Source organism: Paenibacillus sp. WG02 (assembly GCF_055396115.1).
Window position 1 is genome coordinate 2,638,279 of the sequence record NZ_AP036016.1, and the last position, 19,066, is coordinate 2,657,344.

General features: G+C 45.3%; 11 protein-coding genes and 4 pseudogenes. 13 read left to right on the forward strand and 2 right to left on the reverse strand.

Translation table 11 applies throughout. The features are described from left to right. Positions 1 to 105 precede the first annotated feature (105 nt). Positions 106 to 214, reverse strand: a pseudogene (locus ACBP55_RS11765) (IS6 family transposase); the annotation flags it as partial. 257 nt (positions 215 to 471) lie between these two features. Between ACBP55_RS11765 and ACBP55_RS11770 the strand changes: the two are divergent. From ACBP55_RS11770 to ACBP55_RS11820, 11 genes and pseudogenes are all read left to right on the forward strand, one after another. Continuing rightward, positions 472 to 1,434: an ABC transporter permease gene (locus ACBP55_RS11770; protein ID WP_464651719.1), complete on the forward strand. Its 963-nt coding sequence runs from the start codon at positions 472 to 474 to the stop codon at positions 1,432 to 1,434. Between the two features lie 22 nt (positions 1,435 to 1,456). Further along, positions 1,457 to 2,338 carry a carbohydrate ABC transporter permease gene (locus ACBP55_RS11775; protein WP_464651721.1) on the forward strand — a complete coding sequence of 294 codons (882 nt, stop codon included), beginning with the start codon at positions 1,457 to 1,459 and terminating at the stop codon, positions 2,336 to 2,338. Between the two features lie 48 nt (positions 2,339 to 2,386). Further along, a complete protein-coding gene (locus tag ACBP55_RS11780; protein WP_464651723.1) occupies positions 2,387 to 3,895 on the forward strand; it encodes an extracellular solute-binding protein in 1,509 nt (502 codons plus the stop codon). A 99-nt stretch (positions 3,896 to 3,994) separates the two neighbouring features. Next, positions 3,995 to 6,244, forward strand: coding sequence for a helix-turn-helix domain-containing protein (locus ACBP55_RS11785; RefSeq protein WP_464651725.1), 2,250 nt, complete (start codon positions 3,995 to 3,997; stop codon positions 6,242 to 6,244). A gap of 46 nt (positions 6,245 to 6,290) precedes the next feature. Further along, positions 6,291 to 7,400 (forward strand): glycoside hydrolase family 88/105 protein, encoded by a 1,110-nt coding sequence (locus ACBP55_RS11790; protein ID WP_464653290.1) that lies wholly within the window; start codon positions 6,291 to 6,293, stop codon positions 7,398 to 7,400. Between the two features lie 17 nt (positions 7,401 to 7,417). Then, positions 7,418 to 8,956: a galactarate dehydratase gene (gene garD, locus ACBP55_RS11795; RefSeq protein WP_464651727.1), complete on the forward strand. Its 1,539-nt coding sequence runs from the start codon at positions 7,418 to 7,420 to the stop codon at positions 8,954 to 8,956. Positions 8,957 to 9,218: 262 nt separating this feature from the next. Beyond that, positions 9,219 to 10,584, forward strand: a pseudogene (gene gudD, locus ACBP55_RS11800) (glucarate dehydratase). 35 nt (positions 10,585 to 10,619) lie between these two features. After that, positions 10,620 to 11,513: a 4-hydroxy-tetrahydrodipicolinate synthase gene (gene dapA, locus ACBP55_RS11805; RefSeq protein ID WP_464651729.1), complete on the forward strand. Its 894-nt coding sequence runs from the start codon at positions 10,620 to 10,622 to the stop codon at positions 11,511 to 11,513. Then, on the forward strand, positions 11,510 to 12,397 hold the full coding sequence (gene garR, locus ACBP55_RS11810; RefSeq protein ID WP_464651731.1) for a 2-hydroxy-3-oxopropionate reductase: 888 nt from the start codon (positions 11,510 to 11,512) through the stop codon (positions 12,395 to 12,397). The genes dapA and garR overlap by 4 nt, the downstream gene beginning before the upstream one ends. 104 nt (positions 12,398 to 12,501) lie before the next feature. Then, positions 12,502 to 13,643: pseudogene (locus tag ACBP55_RS11815) on the forward strand (glycerate kinase). Positions 13,644 to 13,733: 90 nt separating this feature from the next. Beyond that, the gene (locus ACBP55_RS11820; RefSeq protein WP_464651732.1) at positions 13,734 to 14,435 is read left to right on the forward strand and encodes a FadR/GntR family transcriptional regulator; all 702 of its coding nucleotides are present in this window, start codon (positions 13,734 to 13,736) and stop codon (positions 14,433 to 14,435) included. A gap of 3 nt (positions 14,436 to 14,438) precedes the next feature. Here ACBP55_RS11820 and ACBP55_RS11825 read toward each other — a convergent pair. After that, positions 14,439 to 14,561: pseudogene (locus tag ACBP55_RS11825) on the reverse strand (AraC family transcriptional regulator); the annotation flags it as partial. 556 nt (positions 14,562 to 15,117) lie between these two features. On the opposite strand from ACBP55_RS11825, the gene ACBP55_RS11830 reads away from it, so the two are divergent. Further along, positions 15,118 to 18,234 (forward strand): LamG-like jellyroll fold domain-containing protein, encoded by a 3,117-nt coding sequence (locus ACBP55_RS11830; RefSeq protein ID WP_464651734.1) that lies wholly within the window; start codon positions 15,118 to 15,120, stop codon positions 18,232 to 18,234. Further along, a complete protein-coding gene (locus tag ACBP55_RS11835) occupies positions 18,176 to 18,880 on the forward strand; it encodes an OmpL47-type beta-barrel domain-containing protein (protein ID WP_464651736.1) in 705 nt (234 codons plus the stop codon). The genes ACBP55_RS11830 and ACBP55_RS11835 overlap by 59 nt, the downstream gene beginning before the upstream one ends. The last annotated feature ends 186 nt before the right edge of the window (positions 18,881 to 19,066 follow it).

The following is a 19,066-nucleotide window of genomic DNA, read 5'->3' on the forward strand; positions in this document are numbered from 1 at the left end:
AACCTGAAAAGGTTAGGCCTTTTCATCGTATTGTCAGCAAGTAGACGAACTGAGTTGACGATGTAGAAGACCGAGACTCCCTGAACAATAAGGGGAGCCGGTCTTTTATGATGTTATTGAGATACTCCGTCTGTCTTATCTGTATTTCATGTGGCAGTTTATTATTATTCTTTAGATTTTCTATTGCCACTGGATAAGCTGGTTTCTTATCTATAAAGTCTGTAGATGCATCAAACATTTCGAATAAATGAGGATGAGCTTGAGGTAAGGGTTCTTCGATTCAATAAAAGGAAGGTTAAGATAGTACGATGCAACTGAAAAGAATGGTAACTGGGGTTCAATTTATCTTAAAAGCTGCAATTTCATTGAAAATCTAGATAGTTCGATCAGTACTATTGCCAGTCGTAACCGCGAAACTTATGATTTGAATTGTGATCGATACACAGATGAATTCAGTCAGGGGGACGGCGGATGAAGGAGCAGTATGAAGCTCAGTTACAAATAAGAAGCAATTACCGTTTCTTTAAAGAATCTTTGTTCATAAGGGATATTGTCAGGGATCGATGGTTGTATCTTATTTTATTACCGGGTGTATTGTATTTTATTATTTTTAAATATGTTCCTATGTTTGGCTTACTCATGGCTTTTGAAGACTATAAACCGCATCTAGGTTTTATGAACAGTCCCTGGGTAGGGCTGAAGCATTTCGAACGTTTTTTTTCAGAGCCTCAGTTTTGGATGCTGTTCCGTAATACCATTTTGTTAGCGATTTATAATTTGGTGTTTTTCTTCCCGCTGCCTATCGTACTAGCGCTTATGTTGAATGAAGTTCGTATTGGGATATTCAAGCGCTTTGCTCAGACGCTATTGTATTTGCCTCACTTTGTTTCATGGGTAGTTGCGGTTGGTATATTCTATGTCTTATTTACAACTGAAGGTGGAGTAGTAAACGAACTGATCCAAAAAATCGGTATCGAGAAAATCCCGTTCATGCTAAGTGAGGATTGGTTCAGACCGATGATCATCAGCCAGTCGATCTGGAAAGAGGCAGGCTGGGGAACGATTATTTTCCTCGCGGCGTTGTCCGGAGTCGACCTTCAGCTATATGAAGCGGCTCGTATGGATGGAGCTGGGCGTTGGCGCCAGTTGTGGCATATTACGCTACCTGCTATACGTAGTACGATCGTCATCTTGTTTATTCTACGCTTGGGCAGTTTTTTGGACACGGGTTTCGAGCACATCTTCCTGATGCTTAACTCCATGAACCGAGAAGTCGGGGAAGTGTTTGATACTTTTGTATATATGAAAGGCTTGACGCAAGGACAATACAGCTATAGTGCCGCAGTCGGGATGTTTAAATCCCTGGTAGGGCTTGTCCTCGTACTCGGGTCCAATTGGATAGCGAAAAAATTCGGCGAAGAAGGCGTATATTAAAAAGCGTCAGGAGGCTGTCAATATGCTGGCAGAAGATAAGAATTGGAGCAATCGGCTGTTTAATACGGTAAACTATTCGTTGTTGACCCTTGTATCCCTAATCACAATCATTCCCTTCGTATATATCGTTTCAATGTCTTTTGCTTCCCCAGGGGAGGTAGCTAAAGGCGGGCTGCTCTTATTTCCTTCGAAGTTTACCTTGGGGGCGTATAAATACATCTTTTCAACCGACACGATGGTTCGAAGTATTCTTATCTCGATATATATCACGGTGTTCGGTACGTTGATCAACCTACTGTTGACCTCGTTTACTGCATACCCTTTGGCTAAAGCCACCTTACGAGGGCGTCGGACGATACTTCTCATGGTTTTGATTACGATGCTGTTCAGCGGAGGCTTGATCCCGACCTACTTTGTAGTCAAGGCCTTTGGTATGATCAACACGTACTGGTCCCTGATGATTCCGACAGCTATAAGCGCATTTAATTTAATCGTGCTCAAGAACTTTTTTCAACAAATTCCCGACAGCTTGGTAGATTCGGCGAAGATCGATGGCTGTAATGATGTAGGGATATTATTCCGTATCATTTTACCATTATCGATGCCGGCGATGGCTACCTTCGGACTTTTCTATGCCGTAGGACATTGGAATACATTTTTTAATGCGGTGATGTACATGAACGATGCTGAGAAATTTCCGGTCCAGGTTATTTTGAGACAAATTGTTTTGTTATCTCAGGATCAAATCGGGAATACCACGTCACAGCAAGATCCAACCGACTATTTACCACAGACTATTCGAATGGCTTCCATTGTAGTCGCAACCGTTCCGATTGTGCTCGTCTACCCTTTCTTACAGAAGCATTTTGCCAAGGGTGTGCTATTAGGCTCGGTAAAAGGATAACTCTATTTCGAAGAGTTTCCATAAACAAACATTCAGGAGGGGTTATGTATGAAAAGTAAGCGCTTTATCACTCTGGTTTCATTGCTGACGACTGTAAGTGCTTTAGCAGGGTGCGCAGGCGAGAAGAGCTCGCCAACTGCGCAGCAGGACAATACGCCGTTGGAAGTTACTATCGCTACGCCTCAAATCGGAGAAGCTCCGAAAAAAGGCAGCGAAGTGGAGCAGGCTATCGAGAAATATACGAATTCAAAAATCGATATGCAATGGATTCCATCCGCTGCTTTCGAAGATAAGAAAAACATCATGATTGCCTCGAATGAAATGCCTAAAGCATTTAAAGTTACATCAAACGCAACCACTCTTAGCGCGATCCAATCCGGCTTGTTTTGGGAGATCGGCCCTTTGTTAAAGGATTATAAAAACTTATCAGCTGTCAACGCATTGTATTACGACAATGTAAAGGTTGATGGAAAGTTATATAGTTTGCCCTTGTATCGGGATATCGGCCGTGCCGGTATCACTTACCGGAAGGATTGGTTTGATGGACTTGGCCTGAAGCCTCCGGCAGCCTTAGATGACTGGTATAACATCATGAAGACCATCGCGGAGAAGGATCCTGATAAGAATGGTCAGAATGATTCGTACGGTATGTTTCTTGATAAGTCCTATAACGACCCGGCTGCCAGCAGCGCCTTTCTGACCCGGCTCGCAGTTTCTCAAGGAGCGCCGAATAAATGGGGTTTAGAAGGCGGTAAGCTGGTAGCTGAATTTATGACGAAACCTTATCTGGATTCCATGAAGCTGCTTCGCAGACTATATCAGGAAAAATTAATTAATCAGGACTTTTCCGTTGTTCAGACAGCTGATGCCGATAATAAATGGAATGCAGGCAAGGTGGGAATTCGGATTAATACCGTGGCTTCGGCAGCTGCGACTTCTCAAGACAACCTAAACAAAGCTGTACCTAATGGCGTAGTTGATATTGCGCCTTATATGGGACCGTCAGGCAATCGAGTACCGGCTGAGCCAGGCAATAATGGTTTCTTCGTTTTCCCGAAATCAAGTGTCAAGTCAGAAGCGGAATTAAAGCGGCTGTTGGGTTTCTTCGATAAGCTGCTAGAGCCGGAGATGTCGACACTTCTAACTAGAGGGATTGAAGGCAAACATTTTACGAAGACGGCTGACGGAAAAGCGGAGTTTAAAGACCTGACCCAATTTAATCTCGAGGTTAAGCCTTATCGTGACAGTCTGCCTTCGTTTGAGGTAACAGGAACAGGACTGCCTCTAAAATTATCGGATTTGCAGGCGAAGGGCTGGAAGGTCGTAGCCGACAACCTGAAGAATGTGGTGCCCAATGTGGCGTTAACAATGAACTCCAAGACGTATTCTGAAAAAGGCGGAGAATTGGATATATTGATTCGTGATTCCCAAACCAAATTTATTATGGGGAAAATCGACGAGGCCGGGTGGCAAGCAGAAGTGGATAAATGGAGAAAAGCCGGCGGTGACAAGGTGATTGAAGAATATACGGCCGAGTATGCGAAGCAGAAGAAGTAAGACGCTCTAGTTCTAGCATTTGTAAGCATAGGCATCGTAGATTCCTCTGATATAATGGTAATGTCGAATCCTTGAAAGCGAAGAAAGGTGAGGTTTCCGTTGCCTAAATACTTATATCGAATGCTTGTCTTCTCTCTTCTGCTCAGCGCAGTTCCGGTCGTTTGCATCGGGCTGATCTCCTACTATATTGCCTCAAAGGATATTGGGAAGAAGGTTGATGAGGGGAATGTACAGATCCTGCTGCAAAACCAAATGCGCATGGAGCAAATCTTAAAGAACGTGGAAATGGGCGCTGTTCAGTACATCAATTCACCGTTGGTAAGCGATTTCATTTACCATGATTTACAGAATGATGATTTTCAAACGATCAACAATCTCTCCAAAGGCTTGTATAATCTTCATTCGATTGCGGGTGTGGCCGATACGCAGCTGATTAACTTGGAGCACGACTGGATGATCAGCAATCTCGGTTTTACTTCAACAGAAGATTTTGTGAATCGAGATTTACTGAGCGATTATGCCAAACGCCCGCAAAATTTATTTTGGTTAGCTACTATCGGTAGTTCCTTAAATGAAAATAAGATCCGGTTGGTTGTCAAGCTTCCAATGATTGCCTCAACAACCACTCCTAAAGCGTTGTTGATTATTGACATGTCGCATGATGCATTATTGAGTAATTTGGCTCAAAACACACAATTAGGTAATATTTATGTGCTTAATCGAAACAGGGAACCCTTCTTAGCCAGTTCCAGCACTGTAGGGATCCAACCTTCCATCCTGCAAAGGATGAATGTCGCGACAGAACCAGAGGGTTCCTTTGAAATGGGCGATATGGGGGTTAACTATAGAGTCTCCTATTATAACGGCTGGTCCTATGTTTCTATCGTGTCCATTGATGCAATTACGAAGGAATCTAAGAAAATTGCATTCATCACCTTAAATGCTTGTGTGATTATTTTCATTCTAATTGCATTAGCCGCCTTCTACGGAACCAGCCGCATGTATAGGCCGATCCATCGGCTATTTATGATGATGGAGCAGTTCGGAGGAGAATCCAAAGGGAATAAAAAGCGGGATGAATTCGCTTTAATCGAAGAGCGGTTTTCTTCCTTGTTTAGCACGAGAAAGCAGCTTCAGCAGCAGCTGCAGGTTCAGAGTGGGCAGGTGAAGGAATTTTTCCTATTGAAGTTGATCATGGGACAGGTCACAGAGAGCGAATTCTCCTATAAGTATGAGACCTATGGCTTTGGGGAAAAGGGGAAAGCGCTAGGAGTGCTTGCCTTGCAGATCGATTCTCTAGAGGGCACCAGATACTTGGATAGCGATAAGGAGCTGCTGTTATTCGCGATTAATAACGTCGTTGGGGAGCTGATCCCTAACGACCGTATCCTGGGCACTTTGCTGCTGGACCAGTCTCAGGTAACACTGCTGTTAGGCGATTCAGAGGATCCGGATGAGCTGAAGGGCTATTTCTATCAAATGGCGGAGCTTATGAAGTCGAAGGTGCACGAGCTGCTTCAGCTCAAAATCAGTATCGGCATCAGTCGGCCGTTTCATAGGTATACAAATGCGATGGATGCCTACTCAGAGGCGTTGGAAGCTCTGAAACGTAGAATTAGTCTTGGAAATGAGCTCATCCTTGGCTATGAAGATATCGAACCGGTTCACCGGAACAGCCTTCAGACCGCTGCTTCCTGGAATCACCTAGAAGAGAGCTTGATGAATGGGCTTAAAACAGGCGATGCTGCTTCTGCTTACGAGTCTTATAACCTGTATGCGACAGCGATTTTGGAGAAGAGCGTTTCTTTCAATGATTTTCAAATATTTATGCTTCAATTAATCGCCAAAATTTATCGGCTTGTTCAGCAGCAAGGTGGCATACTAGAAGGATTAGTCGGCGCCAAATCGGTCATTATCCGATTCATGAAATTGAATACGGCTGAGGAAATTATGACATGGTTTAAGACGGAGCTGATCCCGCCCACCCTTGCCTTCCTGCAGAGCCGCATTGATTCGCAATATATCAATATTGCACACCAAATGGTCGAGCTCATTCATGATAAATACGATCAGGATCTTACTCTGGAATCGTGCGCTGCGCAATTCCGATTTCATCCCGTTTACTTGAGCCGAGTGTTCAAGAAAGAGATTGGAACGACGTTTATCGATTATTTGACGAATTACCGGATGAATATGGCGAAACTGTGGTTAAAGGACAGCAATATGAAGATAACGGAAATCGCGGAGCGTCTTAACTATACCAACTCCACTGGCTTTATCCGGACCTTCCGCAAAGCTACAGGCATGACACCGGGCCAGTATCGAGATGCTCTTTCGAAATCACAGTAATCGCGGGCTCGGTGACTGACCCATAATCGCGTTATCCAACATGGAGGTGCACCTGTTGACTTATGAATTGGTAGAAAAGCTGAAAGCAGCATATATGTCCAGCGAGAAGTGGTATTCCGTAAGGTGGCATTATATCGAGGGCTGTATCTTAAAGGCGTATTTGGACAGCTATGAGCAAACCGGCAGCGAAAGAGATTATAACTTTGTAAAAAGCTATATGGATCAGCTGTTTGACGCGAGCGGCAATATTTATGAAATCCAAATCAGCAGCTATAATATCGACCAAATCCGGATGGCTGGCATTTTGTTTACGCTATACCAAAGAGAGCGGGAGCCCAAATATAAAAGGATCATGGATATGTTGTATCAGCAGTTGGCTTCTTATCCGAGAACGAGTTCCGGTTCGTTCTGGCATAAAGAAAACTACCCTTACCAGGTTTGGCTGGATGGATTGTATATGGGGCAGCCTTTCTATGTCCAGTACGTGAAGCAATTCGTAGAGGCCAAGGATTATTCCGATACACTTCAGCAGTTCAGAAATGTCCGCCAATCTATATATAACCAAGAAAAGCGGTTGTACAGCCATGCCTATGATGAGAGTCGCCAAATGTTCTGGTGCGATAAATCAACAGGGCAATCACCAAATGTGTGGGGACGTGCGGTCGGCTGGTTCGCGATGGCATTGGTGGATGTGTTGGAGCTGTTAGAAGGAGAGCCGGCAGACGCTGGCATCCTCAAAGCCTATATCAAGGAGCTTATAGATGACATGCTGCCGTATCAGCATAGCGAGGGTATGTGGTATCAGGTCGTGGATATGAAGGAGCATCCGGGCAATTATCTCGAAGCCAGCGGTACACTGATGTTAGCTTATGCCATTTTGAAAAGTGCGCGATTGGGATATCTGCCAAAAGAGTATGCCGTATACGGCATACAGGCCTTTAACGGAACAATTGCTCGTTACCTGAGGGAAGAAGACGGTGAGGTGCTGCTAGGCGGCATATGCCGAAGTGCCGGCCTTGGCAAAAAGCCGGAAACCGGACAAATGCGAGATGGCAGTCTTGCGTATTATTTCTTCGCAGAACAAATCGTGGACAATAACGGTCATGGTGTAGCACCGCTGCTGATGGCATACAACGAGATTAAACGGCTTGGCTGAAAAAGGAGGATTTCTGTATGTCTGAGCTTGCAAAAAGTCAAAATGAAGCGCCTCTTTACATAAAGGTTCACGCCGAGGATAATGTTGCGATTATCGTTAATTCCGGCGGTTTGTCTAAAGGGAGTATCTTTTCTTGTGGTCTTGAGCTTAGGGATAACATACCGCAAGGGCATAAAGTAGCCCTAACTGATTTAGAGCAGGATGAACCTATCGTTCGCTACGGTGATATTATCGGGTATGCGGAAAGTCCGATCCCCAAAGGTAGTTGGGTGGAGGAGAAGTTGGTAAGACTCCCCACACCTCCTGAGTTAGATGAGCTGCCTATTGCCAATCATATACCGTTACCGCTGCCGCCGCTTGAAGGATACACTTTTGAAGGATATCGTAACGAAGATGGCAGTGTCGGCACGAAAAATATACTGGGAATCACTACAAGCGTTCAATGTGTTGCAGGGGTGCTTGACTATGCTGTGAAAATGATTAAAAAACAATTGCTTCCTGGCTATCAAAATGTAGAGGACGTCGTGGCTTTAACTCATAATTATGGTTGCGGAGTTGCGATTAATGCTCCTGATGCTATCATCCCGATTCGAACCATTCAAAATATCGCGACCAATCCCAATTTTGGCGGTGAGGTTCTGGTTGTAGGGTTGGGTTGTGAGAAGTTAGTACCGGAAAGATTGCTTTCGTACGGAGACTCCGCCAACATCGTTTCTCTGCAAGATCATCATGGTTTTATGAGTATGATACAGTCCATTATGAGCATGGCAGAAGAAAAATTGGCAAAGTTAAATCGTCGACAGCGTGTAACTTGTCCTGTGTCCGACCTAGTGGTTGGTTTACAATGTGGAGGAAGTGACGCTTTTTCCGGGGTGACGGCGAACCCGGCAGTAGGGTTTGCCGCTGATCTGTTGGTTCAAGCTGGCGCAACGGTTCTATTCTCGGAGGTTACCGAGGTGCGTGATGCTGTTCATCTGTTAACTCCGCGCGTAATCAATCAAGAAGTGGGCCAAGCATTAATACAAGAAATGAAGTGGTACGATAATTATTTGCATAAAGGTCAAGCAGATCGGAGTGCGAATCCATCGCCCGGAAATAAAAGAGGCGGATTGGTGAACGTGGTAGAGAAGTCACTTGGATCCATTATCAAGTCGGGTAGCAGTCCCATTGTAGAGGTATTATCCCCGGGTGAAAAAGCAACTCAAAAAGGGCTCATTTATGCGGCGACACCAGCGAGCGATTTTGTTTGCGGCACTTTGCAACTTGCCTCTGGGGTAAATATGCAAGTTTTTACAACTGGAAGAGGCACACCTTATGGATTGGCGATGGTACCTGTTATTAAAGTATCTACTCGAAATTCTTTAACGGAACAGTGGCACGATTTAATTGATGTGAATGCAGGAACGATAGCAACAGGCGAAGCAACTATAAAAGAAATTGGTTGGGAAATTTTTTGCATGATATTGGATGTTGCAAGTGGGAGAAAGAAGACTTGGGCAGACCACTGGGGATTGCACAATGCTTTGTGTCTGTTTAACCCAGCTCCGGTAACCTAATTCATTTTGTTGTGTTCGGAAGTGCAACTATTATACCTAGCTAGTAGAGGGGCTAACTGTCATATGATAGTTAGCTATTTCTATTTTCCGAGGCTATATGGGAATGGTTAAGTGATGGGCAGCGCAGCAAAATCCAAGCTCGCGAAGTTCACTGAGCATAAAGTATAAATTGACGTATAATTTAATTTGTCTTACAATATGACTTATAAGCATTCATTTCCTTATTTTATATTATTTTTAAAGAAGGGAAGAGAACAATTTGATGCAGGATATGAAACATGAGCAACTGAATAACCGTTTTTCAGGCACGCCAATCATTACAGAAATGCAGGTCATCCCTGTGGCAGGGTATGATAGTATGCTGCTTAATCTTAGCGGTGCACATGCTCCTTTCTTTACACGCAACATTATCATTCTTAAAGATAACGCAGGCCATACGGGGGTTGGTGAGGTTCCGGGCGGTGAAAAGATTCGTCAAACACTAGAGGATGCACGGGCGCTCGTCATTGGTCAATCCATCGGTCAATACAATAACATTTTGAACACAATACGCAAGCAGTTTGGTGATCGAGATGCTGGAGGACGTGGCTTGCAAACCTTCGATCTACGCATCACGATTCACGCCGTTACTGCTTTGGAAGCTGCGCTGTTAGATATTCTCGGGAAATTCCTCGGTGTTCCTGTTGCTGCGCTCCTTGGCGAAGGCCAGCAGCGTGACCGCGTAGAGATGTTAGGTTACTTGTTCTATATCGGCGACCGTAAGCTAACGAAGTTTCCTTACTTGAGCGGGCAGGATAGTGAGGATGACTGGACACGATTGCGTAATGAGGAAGCGCTTACACCAGAAGCTGTTGTTAAGCTGGGCTGAGGCGGCATACAAGCGATATGGCTTTAACGACTTCAAGCTGAAGGGCGGCGTGCTTCGAGGAGAAGAGGAGATCGAGGCCGTCACCGCGCTAGCCGAACGTTTTCCGCAAGCAAGAATAACGCTGGATCCTAACGGCGCATGGTCTTTGTCTGAAGCAATTCGCCTTTGTCGTGATCAACACCATGTACTGGCTTATGCCGAAGATCCTTGCGGAGCTGAAAATGGTTATTCGGGACGTGAGGTCATGGCAGAGTTTCGCCGTGCGACCGGGCTGCCGACAGCTACGAACATGATCGCCACGGATTGGCGCCAGATGGGACACGCGATTCAAATGAACGCGGTTGATATTCCACTTGCCGATCCGCACTTCTGGACGATGCAAGGCTCTGTTCGAGTCGCTCAAATGTGTCATGAATGGGGGCTGACTTGGGGTTCGCATTCTAACAATCATTTTGATATCTCATTGGCTATGTTTACCCATGTCGCTGCGGCTGCACCGGGAAAAATCACAGCTATCGATACCCATTGGATTTGGCAGGACGGGCAGCGTCTGACCAAAGAGCCGTTCCAAATTGTTGGAGGCATGGTGGAAGTTCCGAACAAGCCAGGTTTGGGCATTGAGATTGATATGGTTGAAATTGAGAAAGCGCACCAGCTTTATAAGGAGAAAGGGCTTGGAGCGCGCGATGATGCGGTGGCTATGCAGTATTTGATTCCTGGTTGGAAATTCGATCATAAACAACCTTGCCTTGTACGGTAATCGATATAATCAAATGAAATGAAGGAGAGATCACAATGGACATTAATCTTATTCGCGGAGTCATTCCGCCAATCGTTACACCGGTTGATGCTGATGAATGCGTGGAAGAGCAGGGACTACGAAGAGTAGTCGAGCACGTTATCGCAGGAGGGGTGCACGGTATCCTTTCTTTAGGCAGTAATGGCGAATTTTACGGATTGGATCATGAGCAGCAGGAGCGGGCAGTTCGCATTACGATCGAGCAAGTTGCGGGCCGGGTGCCGGTTTATATGGGGATTGGAGCCATCACGACTAAGGAATGCGTTCAGTTAGCCAGATTAGGTGAATCGTTGCATGCTCAGGCGATTACGATATTGCCTCCCATGTTTCTTGCGCCTTCGGAAGAAGAGTTATATCAACATTTCCGTAAAGTAGCAGAAGCGACTTCCTTACCGGTGCTGCTCTATAACAATCCGGATCGCGTGGGGAATAATATTTCCGTTAACTTGATCGAAAGGCTTGCCGATATTCCCAATATCGTCGGAGTGAAAGATAGCAGCGGCGATCTAACTTTGACTTCCGAATATATCCGCAGAACACGGGAAAAGGGGTTTAAGGTCATGGCGGGAAGGGATGTCATGATCTTAGGCTCATTGGTTTACGGTGCAGTAGGTTGTGTCGCTTCAACGGCGAATATTGTGCCGGCATTGGTCGTTGAAATTTACGAGAAGTTTATAGCCGGGGATCTATCGGGAGCTTTGGAAGCCCAGTTTAAGCTGGCTCCTCTTCGCATGGCTTCTAATCTCGCAAGTTTTCCGGTGGTGACCAAAGAGGCCATGAACCTTATCGGTCTTGAAGTGGGAGGCTCGATCTTGCCGAACACGAGCTGCTCGGAAATCAATAGAAATAAGCTTGCTGACATCTTGAAGCAGATGGGAGCTCTTAAATGAAAATGAAAGTAGGATTCATCGGGTTGGGTATTATGGGTAAACCCATGAGTAGAAACTTGTTGAAAGCGGGTTATGAGCTAGTTGTTCTCGATACAAGTAAGAGTGGTTCGGAGCTTGCAGCGGCGGGAGCTAAGACGGCATCTACACCTAAAGCCTTAGCTGAGGAGGTGGATGTCATTATTACCATGCTGCCGAATTCACCGCAGGTGAATGAAGTAGTTTTGGGCTCGAATGGTGTCATCGAAGGGGCTAAAACAGGAACCGTCGTTATCGATATGAGTTCGATCGCTCCTCTGACCAGCCAGGAGATTGCCCGGAAGTTGGCGGAAAAAGGGATAGAAATGCTTGACGCTCCAGTGAGCGGGGGGGAGCCTAAGGCGATCGAGGGGACTCTTTCCGTGATGGTTGGCGGGAAGAAAGAAGTATTCGATCAATGCTATGATGTGTTAAAAGCCATGGCAGCCTCTGTCATACGTACAGGAGACATCGGAGCAGGGAATGTGACCAAGCTGGCCAATCAGATCGTGGTTGCCATTAATATTGCCGCGATGTCCGAAGCGTTCGTGCTCGTCAGCAAGGTTGGCGTTCAGCCAGAGCTCGTATATCAGGCGATTCGCGGCGGTTTGGCCGGCAGCACCGTCTTAGATGCGAAAGCACCGCTAGTTATGGACCGCAATTTTGATCCGGGATTCCGTATCAACCTTCATATAAAGGACTTGAGCAACGTCTTGGAAACCTCTCATGAAGTTGGCGTGCCTCTACCACTGACGGCTGCCGTCATGGAGATGATGCAGGCCTTGAAAGTGGATGGAATGGGTAATTGCGACCACGGCAGCTTGATTCGCTACTATGAGAAAATTTCGAAGGTTGAAGTTAGTAGGTAAGAATCCATGAATCCGAAGAAAACCTCTTATCACCTATAAGGGGTTTTCTTTGTTAAGATAGAAGTATCAGAATTTTTGTGCAAGAAAGAGAGGAGAGAAGCGCCATGCGAATTATATTGGCACCCGATTCATATAAAGGGAGCTTATCTGCCCTTGCTGTTGCTAATGCGATGGAACGAGGGATTCGGGACGTATTCCCTGATGCTGCGGTGAGCAAAGTACCTATTGCTGATGGCGGTGAAGGAACGGTAGAAGCGCTTATCATGTCTACCGGCGGTCAAATGATCCAACAGAAAATAGTAGGACCTTTGGGTGAAGAAATCGACTCTTATTGGGGGATTCTTGGCGATGGAGAAACCGGGGTAATCGAGCTTGCGGCTGTTTCCGGATTATCATTGGTACCGAGGGAACAAAGGAATCCGCTGTTGACGACGACTTTTGGGACCGGACAATTAATCAAGGCGGCTCTCGATTACGGACTTCGCAAGCTAATTATAGGTATCGGAGGCAGCGCAACCAATGACGGCGGAGCGGGAATAGCACAGGCCTTAGGAGTCAAATTCCTGGATTCGGATGACAACGAGCTATCCCAAGGCGGGGGGGCTCTTGCCAAGCTCGCACGAATCGATTTATCCGATTTGGATAAGCGTATCGCCGAAACGGAGATTAAGGTCGCATGCGACGTCGATAACCCGCTGTACGGGCCGTTAGGTGCTTCCGCGGTTTATGGTCCGCAAAAAGGTGCCACATCCGATATGGTGGCTCAATTAGACCATGCCCTTAAGAATTATGCGGCAGTTGCCCAATTGGCAACACGCAGGGACGTTGCACTTATTCCGGGGCCGGTGCAGCCGGCGGTGTAGGGGCAGGATTGTTGTTTTTCACGAATGCGAAGCTGATCCCAGGCATTCAAATTGTGCTGGAGGCTGCCGATTTCGCTGAAAAGCTTAAGCAGGCGGACCTGGTCATAACCGGTGAAGGCTCCACCGACTTTCAAACCGCGCACGGTAAAGCCCCTGTTGGTGTGGCTAAGATCGCCAAGCAGGCGGGCATCCCGACGATCTGCTTGTCCGGCGGTTTAGGTAAAGGCGCTGAGGATGTACTACAACATGGGATCGACGCTCTGATGAGTATTGTGCCCCGGCCCATGGAATTAGAGCAATGTATAGTATCGGCTGAAGAGCTTATTCATACTGCCACGGCTAGAATATGCAGATTGATCAGCATTGGAATCAAGATGAAATAATATCATGGCTATAGGACAACATTGTTATTTTATCTAATTCGTCTTACAATATGATTATGCATTTTAGACAGCTAAGAGAGAAGGGTAAATATGGTAGAACTTAAAGGAAGCGTAGAATTGGAGACTGTTAAACGAAACACGCTGCCCAAGCAAGTCGTTGACAGCATTGTTCAGCTCCTGATCAGCGGTCAGCTTAAACCTGGAGATAAACTGCCGTCCGAGATGGAACTGATCGATATGTTAGGCGTGAGTCGGCCAGTTCTGCGGGAAGCATTAAGTTCGCTCGAAGCACTTGAAGTGATTACGAGAAAAACCCGTGGCGGTACCCATTTTAATAATAAAATCGGCAGCAATCCATTCTCGGTGATGCTGGCTTTGTCCATTGGCAACCTTCCAGCAATCATCGAAGCACGAATGGCTTTAGAATTGGGACTTGTGGCCATAGCGGCAGAAAAGATTACGAACGAGCAGCTGAACCGATTAAAGGAAACTATTGATGAAATCGCGGGCAGTGTAGATAACAACTATGGGGAAGCGGACAAGGAATTTCATCGGATTATTGCATTGAGTGCGAACAATCCGATCATTGAAGGGATGATCGATCCGCTGCTTATCACCCATGACAAAATGGACAGACAAATTAGGGAACGTGAACGTGATGTAACGGTCCAATTTCATACAGATATCTATCATGCGCTCGTTAATCGGGATCCACACGAAGCGTTTACTCATATGTACAGACATCTTAGTTATGTCCGAAATAAGCTATTGCAGGTATATCAAAACGAATAATTTTTAAAATCGATAAGTTCTTCGGTAAGCCGAAGGGCTTATTTTTAGTTTAGCGGTGAAAATCCGACTTAAATAAAAGCCGTTTTGGTAACCACATTGCTCAGCGATATGATCGATTGTATCCGCAGATTGGAAAGACTGAAATGACCAGCCATATTACTTATCCATAATTGTCTGGTGAAAAAGAAGCAACCCCAAGCTGCAAGTGTTGGGGCTGCTTCTTTTTGGTTTAAGCCATGAAATGAAGCAATTCTCAGCTCCCGAAAATCGGATTTATGCAAGTAAATTACATGCAAGGACGTTCGCTTTTTACAAAATCTTCATGTGAGTTTTACACGTAATTAACCTATAAACAATAGATATATTGTACAATAAAAATTGTACGGAGTAGATAAAGGGTTCGTAATTCTAAATTAATAGATATTGTAAAAAAAATATTGAACACAAATGCAAGGCCGTTCAAATGCGAAAATCACTTTTTTGGCCAAGGCTTGACATCCCCTAAGCATTAGTGGAGTCGATCGATTTCGATATGCAATGTTTTCGTAGGGATGAGACAATTTTTTGGGAGGTGGTGCTTACGGATTGAAATGGCCTTTATTTATCGCATCAGACTTTGGTGTGAATTTTACGAGCTTTTTGAACAGATCCTTAAAAAACTAAAGTATGGAGGTTTTGTGTAGTGAAAAGAGTTATATCCTTTACCCTCGCATCAATGATGTTAATCGGTACGTTATCGAACACCGCAGTAAATGCAGAGAGTGACGTAGTAAATGCCAACCCCCTTATGGCATCGATTAAATTCGATAATAATTTAAACGACGATGCAAATCAAGGGCATTCGTTGATTGCACATGGAAATTATAGTTTTGTAGACGGTGTATTACCCGGGACTAAAGCTCTGCACGTAGAAAGCGGAAACGGCAATTATGTCGGTACGACGCAAAGCTTGAATGTTGGTAATGACAGTTATACCACATCCTTCTGGTATAAGGGCGACACTAAGGATAATCAGGTCATAGTATCGAACAAGGATTTCAGTAAGAGCTCTAACGCAGGCTGGGCGATTTATACATCAGCCAATTCGGTCAATATGAATTTAGGATTCCCGACCACATCAGTAAAATTTGGGCGCGATACGTTTAATGCTTCCGCTTGGCGTTATGTAACATTTGTTGTAGACAGAGATAAAATGCTCGGGTCGTTGTATATTGATGGTTACGAAATGGCTGAAACTTCGCTGGGGGTCGGAACTTTAGATACATCGAACCCATTAAATATAGGCAGCGACGGATTGGGCGGCAATGGTGGTAATTCATTCGATATCGCTGATCTGAAGGTTTGGAGAGGTGCACTAAGCAGTGATGCAGTTCAAGCTAGTTATAATGGTTATGGTTTAAATAAAGTGGATATGAACGCACTTAACGACACAATATCAGAAGCAAATACAATAGTAGCAGGCGGTCTCGGCAGTGGCTTCAGCCAAACCGATTTTGATTATTTGAAAAAGGTTTTGAATACGGCAGCTACGGTTGCAACAACGCAAAAAGTAAAATTATTTACACAGGAAACCATCAATTATTACGAACGTGAACTAAACAACGCCATATTCATCTATCAAAAAAGCAATAAAACATTAACTCCAGCCGATTTAAATATAGCGGATAGCAGCGACCCGGAAATCTCTGCAAATCCCAGTACAATCGCGCGCGTGGAAGCAGATTATAGAAAAGCCCTGAAAGTATTCCCGCAGGCCGACGTATTGGTACAGCCTGGCGACATTACCGGCGGTAACAATGCCAATGAATATGTGTGGATGGGTGAGCTTACAAAAGTTTACAATAAACTTAAAGCTGAGGGCTTATTTAACACTACGAAGTTATATATTGTAAAAGGCAACCATGATATGAACGGCACCGAAAATTTAGTACCTGTCGGTACGACGGGCGCGTGGAACGAATCAACGAATTCGTACGATAACGATTTCTATAACAGTGCTTATAGGGTAAAGATAAAAGGATATAATTTGATTGGTTTTGATGCAAATATTAACAGCAGCAGCACGGTGGGAAAAGCCACCAATTACCTCAACCAAATTAAAAGTGAAGTGGATTATGATCCAACAAAGCCCATATTTGCAATGTCTCACTACCCGATAAGCGGAACCGTGTGGGGATCGGCATGGAGCAGCGGTGCAAGTAATAATTTCGGTAAATTTATTGCCGACAATAATTTTTCGCAGGTGTTCTATATGTCAGGTCATACGCAATATGACCCTACCGACGAACGTTCTCTCTATCAAGGTGCGGCTTCGTTTCTCGATTCCGGTGGTTCGAACTATTCCAGTTATCAAGATGACGGTCCGTTCGGCGGATATATAGAAGGCGCGTATGGAAGCTATCATACCACACCTCGCATCTCGAATTTCATAGAGGTTTACGGTACAAAATTGATCCTCAAGCAGTATAATTTAGCTACAGATGAATTTGTAAGCATACCTCGTGTAGTCAACGTTGGCGAAGGCAAAGATGCCTTTAGCTATAGCAAGAAAGATATAAGAGAACTCATAGCTCCGCAGTTTGATGAGGGCATTAAGATCGATTCATTGAATGCCAACGAAGTTGCTTTTACAATAAAGCAAGCAAATGACAATGTGCGGGGTATGGAATATAATATTCAGCTTATCAACAAGCTCACGGGGAAAGTGGACAAATCGTTTAACAGCCTTTCGTATCCGATGGACAAACCATACGATGTATACAGGCAATATAAGTTTACAAATTTGTCGCCGGGTACTCCATATAAAATCAGGGTGTTCGCCGACGATTCCGTGTATAACCGTTCATCGCAGGATATTGAAATTAATGTTAACAGTGTTAATTTAAACAGCATCACTGCGCCTGCATCGGTATCTGCGAACAACGGAACGGCCAAGACAGCGGAAGCTCTTGGATTGCCCATAAAAGTAATTCTTGCAACCGATGGTGGTAATGTGGACGCAAGTGTGAATTGGGATTTAAACGGCATTAGTTACGATCCGGCTATCAAGACGGTGCAGACCTTCTCGGTGCCAGGGACCGTAACCCTGCCTCTCGGAGTTGAAAACCCGAACAGCGTTCCATTGACAACAAGCATTAACGTTACTGTTAAAGAAGTTGGAGCAGCTTCCGACCATATAGTACTAGACAAATCCCAATACATCCAAGGGGAAGCCATTACTCTATCCTATAATGGGGCTGCGTTAAACGGGAAAGATTGGGTCGGCATCTACAGAACCGGAGCTGTTCCTCCAGGTGCCGGTGCATCTTTGATATGGAGTTATTTAAAATCTGGATCCGGAAGAGTTAGTTTAAACAATGGACTTGCTCCTGGCACTTATGATGCACTCTTTTTGCTCAATGACGGTTATACGGTAGTGGATCGCAAGACATTCCAAGTCGTTCAACGCGTCCCTGTGAGCGGGGTGACTCTTGATCAACAGAACGTAACAATGACTCAAGGCGAAACCAGAACATTAACAGCTGCCGTTACGCCCGCGAATGCGAACGATACCCGAGTATCGTGGATAAGCAGCGACCCAACTGTTGTATCTATAATCTCAACAGGAAGCAGCGCTTCGCTGATCGGCAAGCGTCCTGGGACGGCGACAGTGACGGTCAAAACTTTAGATGGGAATTTTACGGCTTCTGCGAATGTTACAGTGAACCCAATTGAACATCAACCGCCAACGACAACGGACAATGCGCCAAGCGGTCTGGGTCAATCAAGATGTCACTGTAACCTTAAGCGCGAGCGATAACGAATCGGGTGTAGCCAATACTTACTACATTGTAGACGATGGCGCTGAGCAAACGGGAACGACCGTCGTATTGTCGGAAGAAGGCGTGCATAAGCTTGTATATTGGAGTGTAGACAAAGCAGGCAACGTGGAACGGGCACATACAGTATCCGTTAACATCGACAAGACAGCTCCGTCGATCGTGGTGTCCGTACCGGGAGATAACAGTATCTATAAAAATTCCGTGGATTTGACGCCTCAGATTGCATGGACGGATAACTTGTCGGGTGTGGACAGCAGCAAGACGACGGTGACGCTGGATACGTATTCTTACCAAATCGGAACGGCGATCCCGCTTTATATGTTGCCGCTAGGTCAGCATACTCTTATTGTTACCTCCAGCGACATGGCCGGTAATGTGGGAAGCAAGACCGTTCACTTCCAGACGGTGGCCAGCATCGATTCCTTGAAGGCGCTGGTAACGCGTTTTGCCGATGCCAAATGGATCGACAATGCGGGAATTACCAACAGCCTGCAGGCCAAATTGGCGAACAACAATTTGAAGAGCTTTGTGAACGAGGTGGAGGCGCAAAGCGGGAAACACATTCCAAGCGAAGCGGCAACCTATTTGCTGCGAGACGCTCAATATTCATTGACACAAAAGTAGAACATTATTTGATCACATTTGGATGATCGGTAATGAAACGGGGGGAGATCAATTTCTCCCCCTCATCGATTTGGACGATTAAGTGTACCTAAGGTGATCTAAAGCTGCATTTCCTCGAACGAAGTCGAGCAACATGTTCAAGTTGCAGAATGAACGGTTGTGACCGGATAAACTAAATTGCAGATT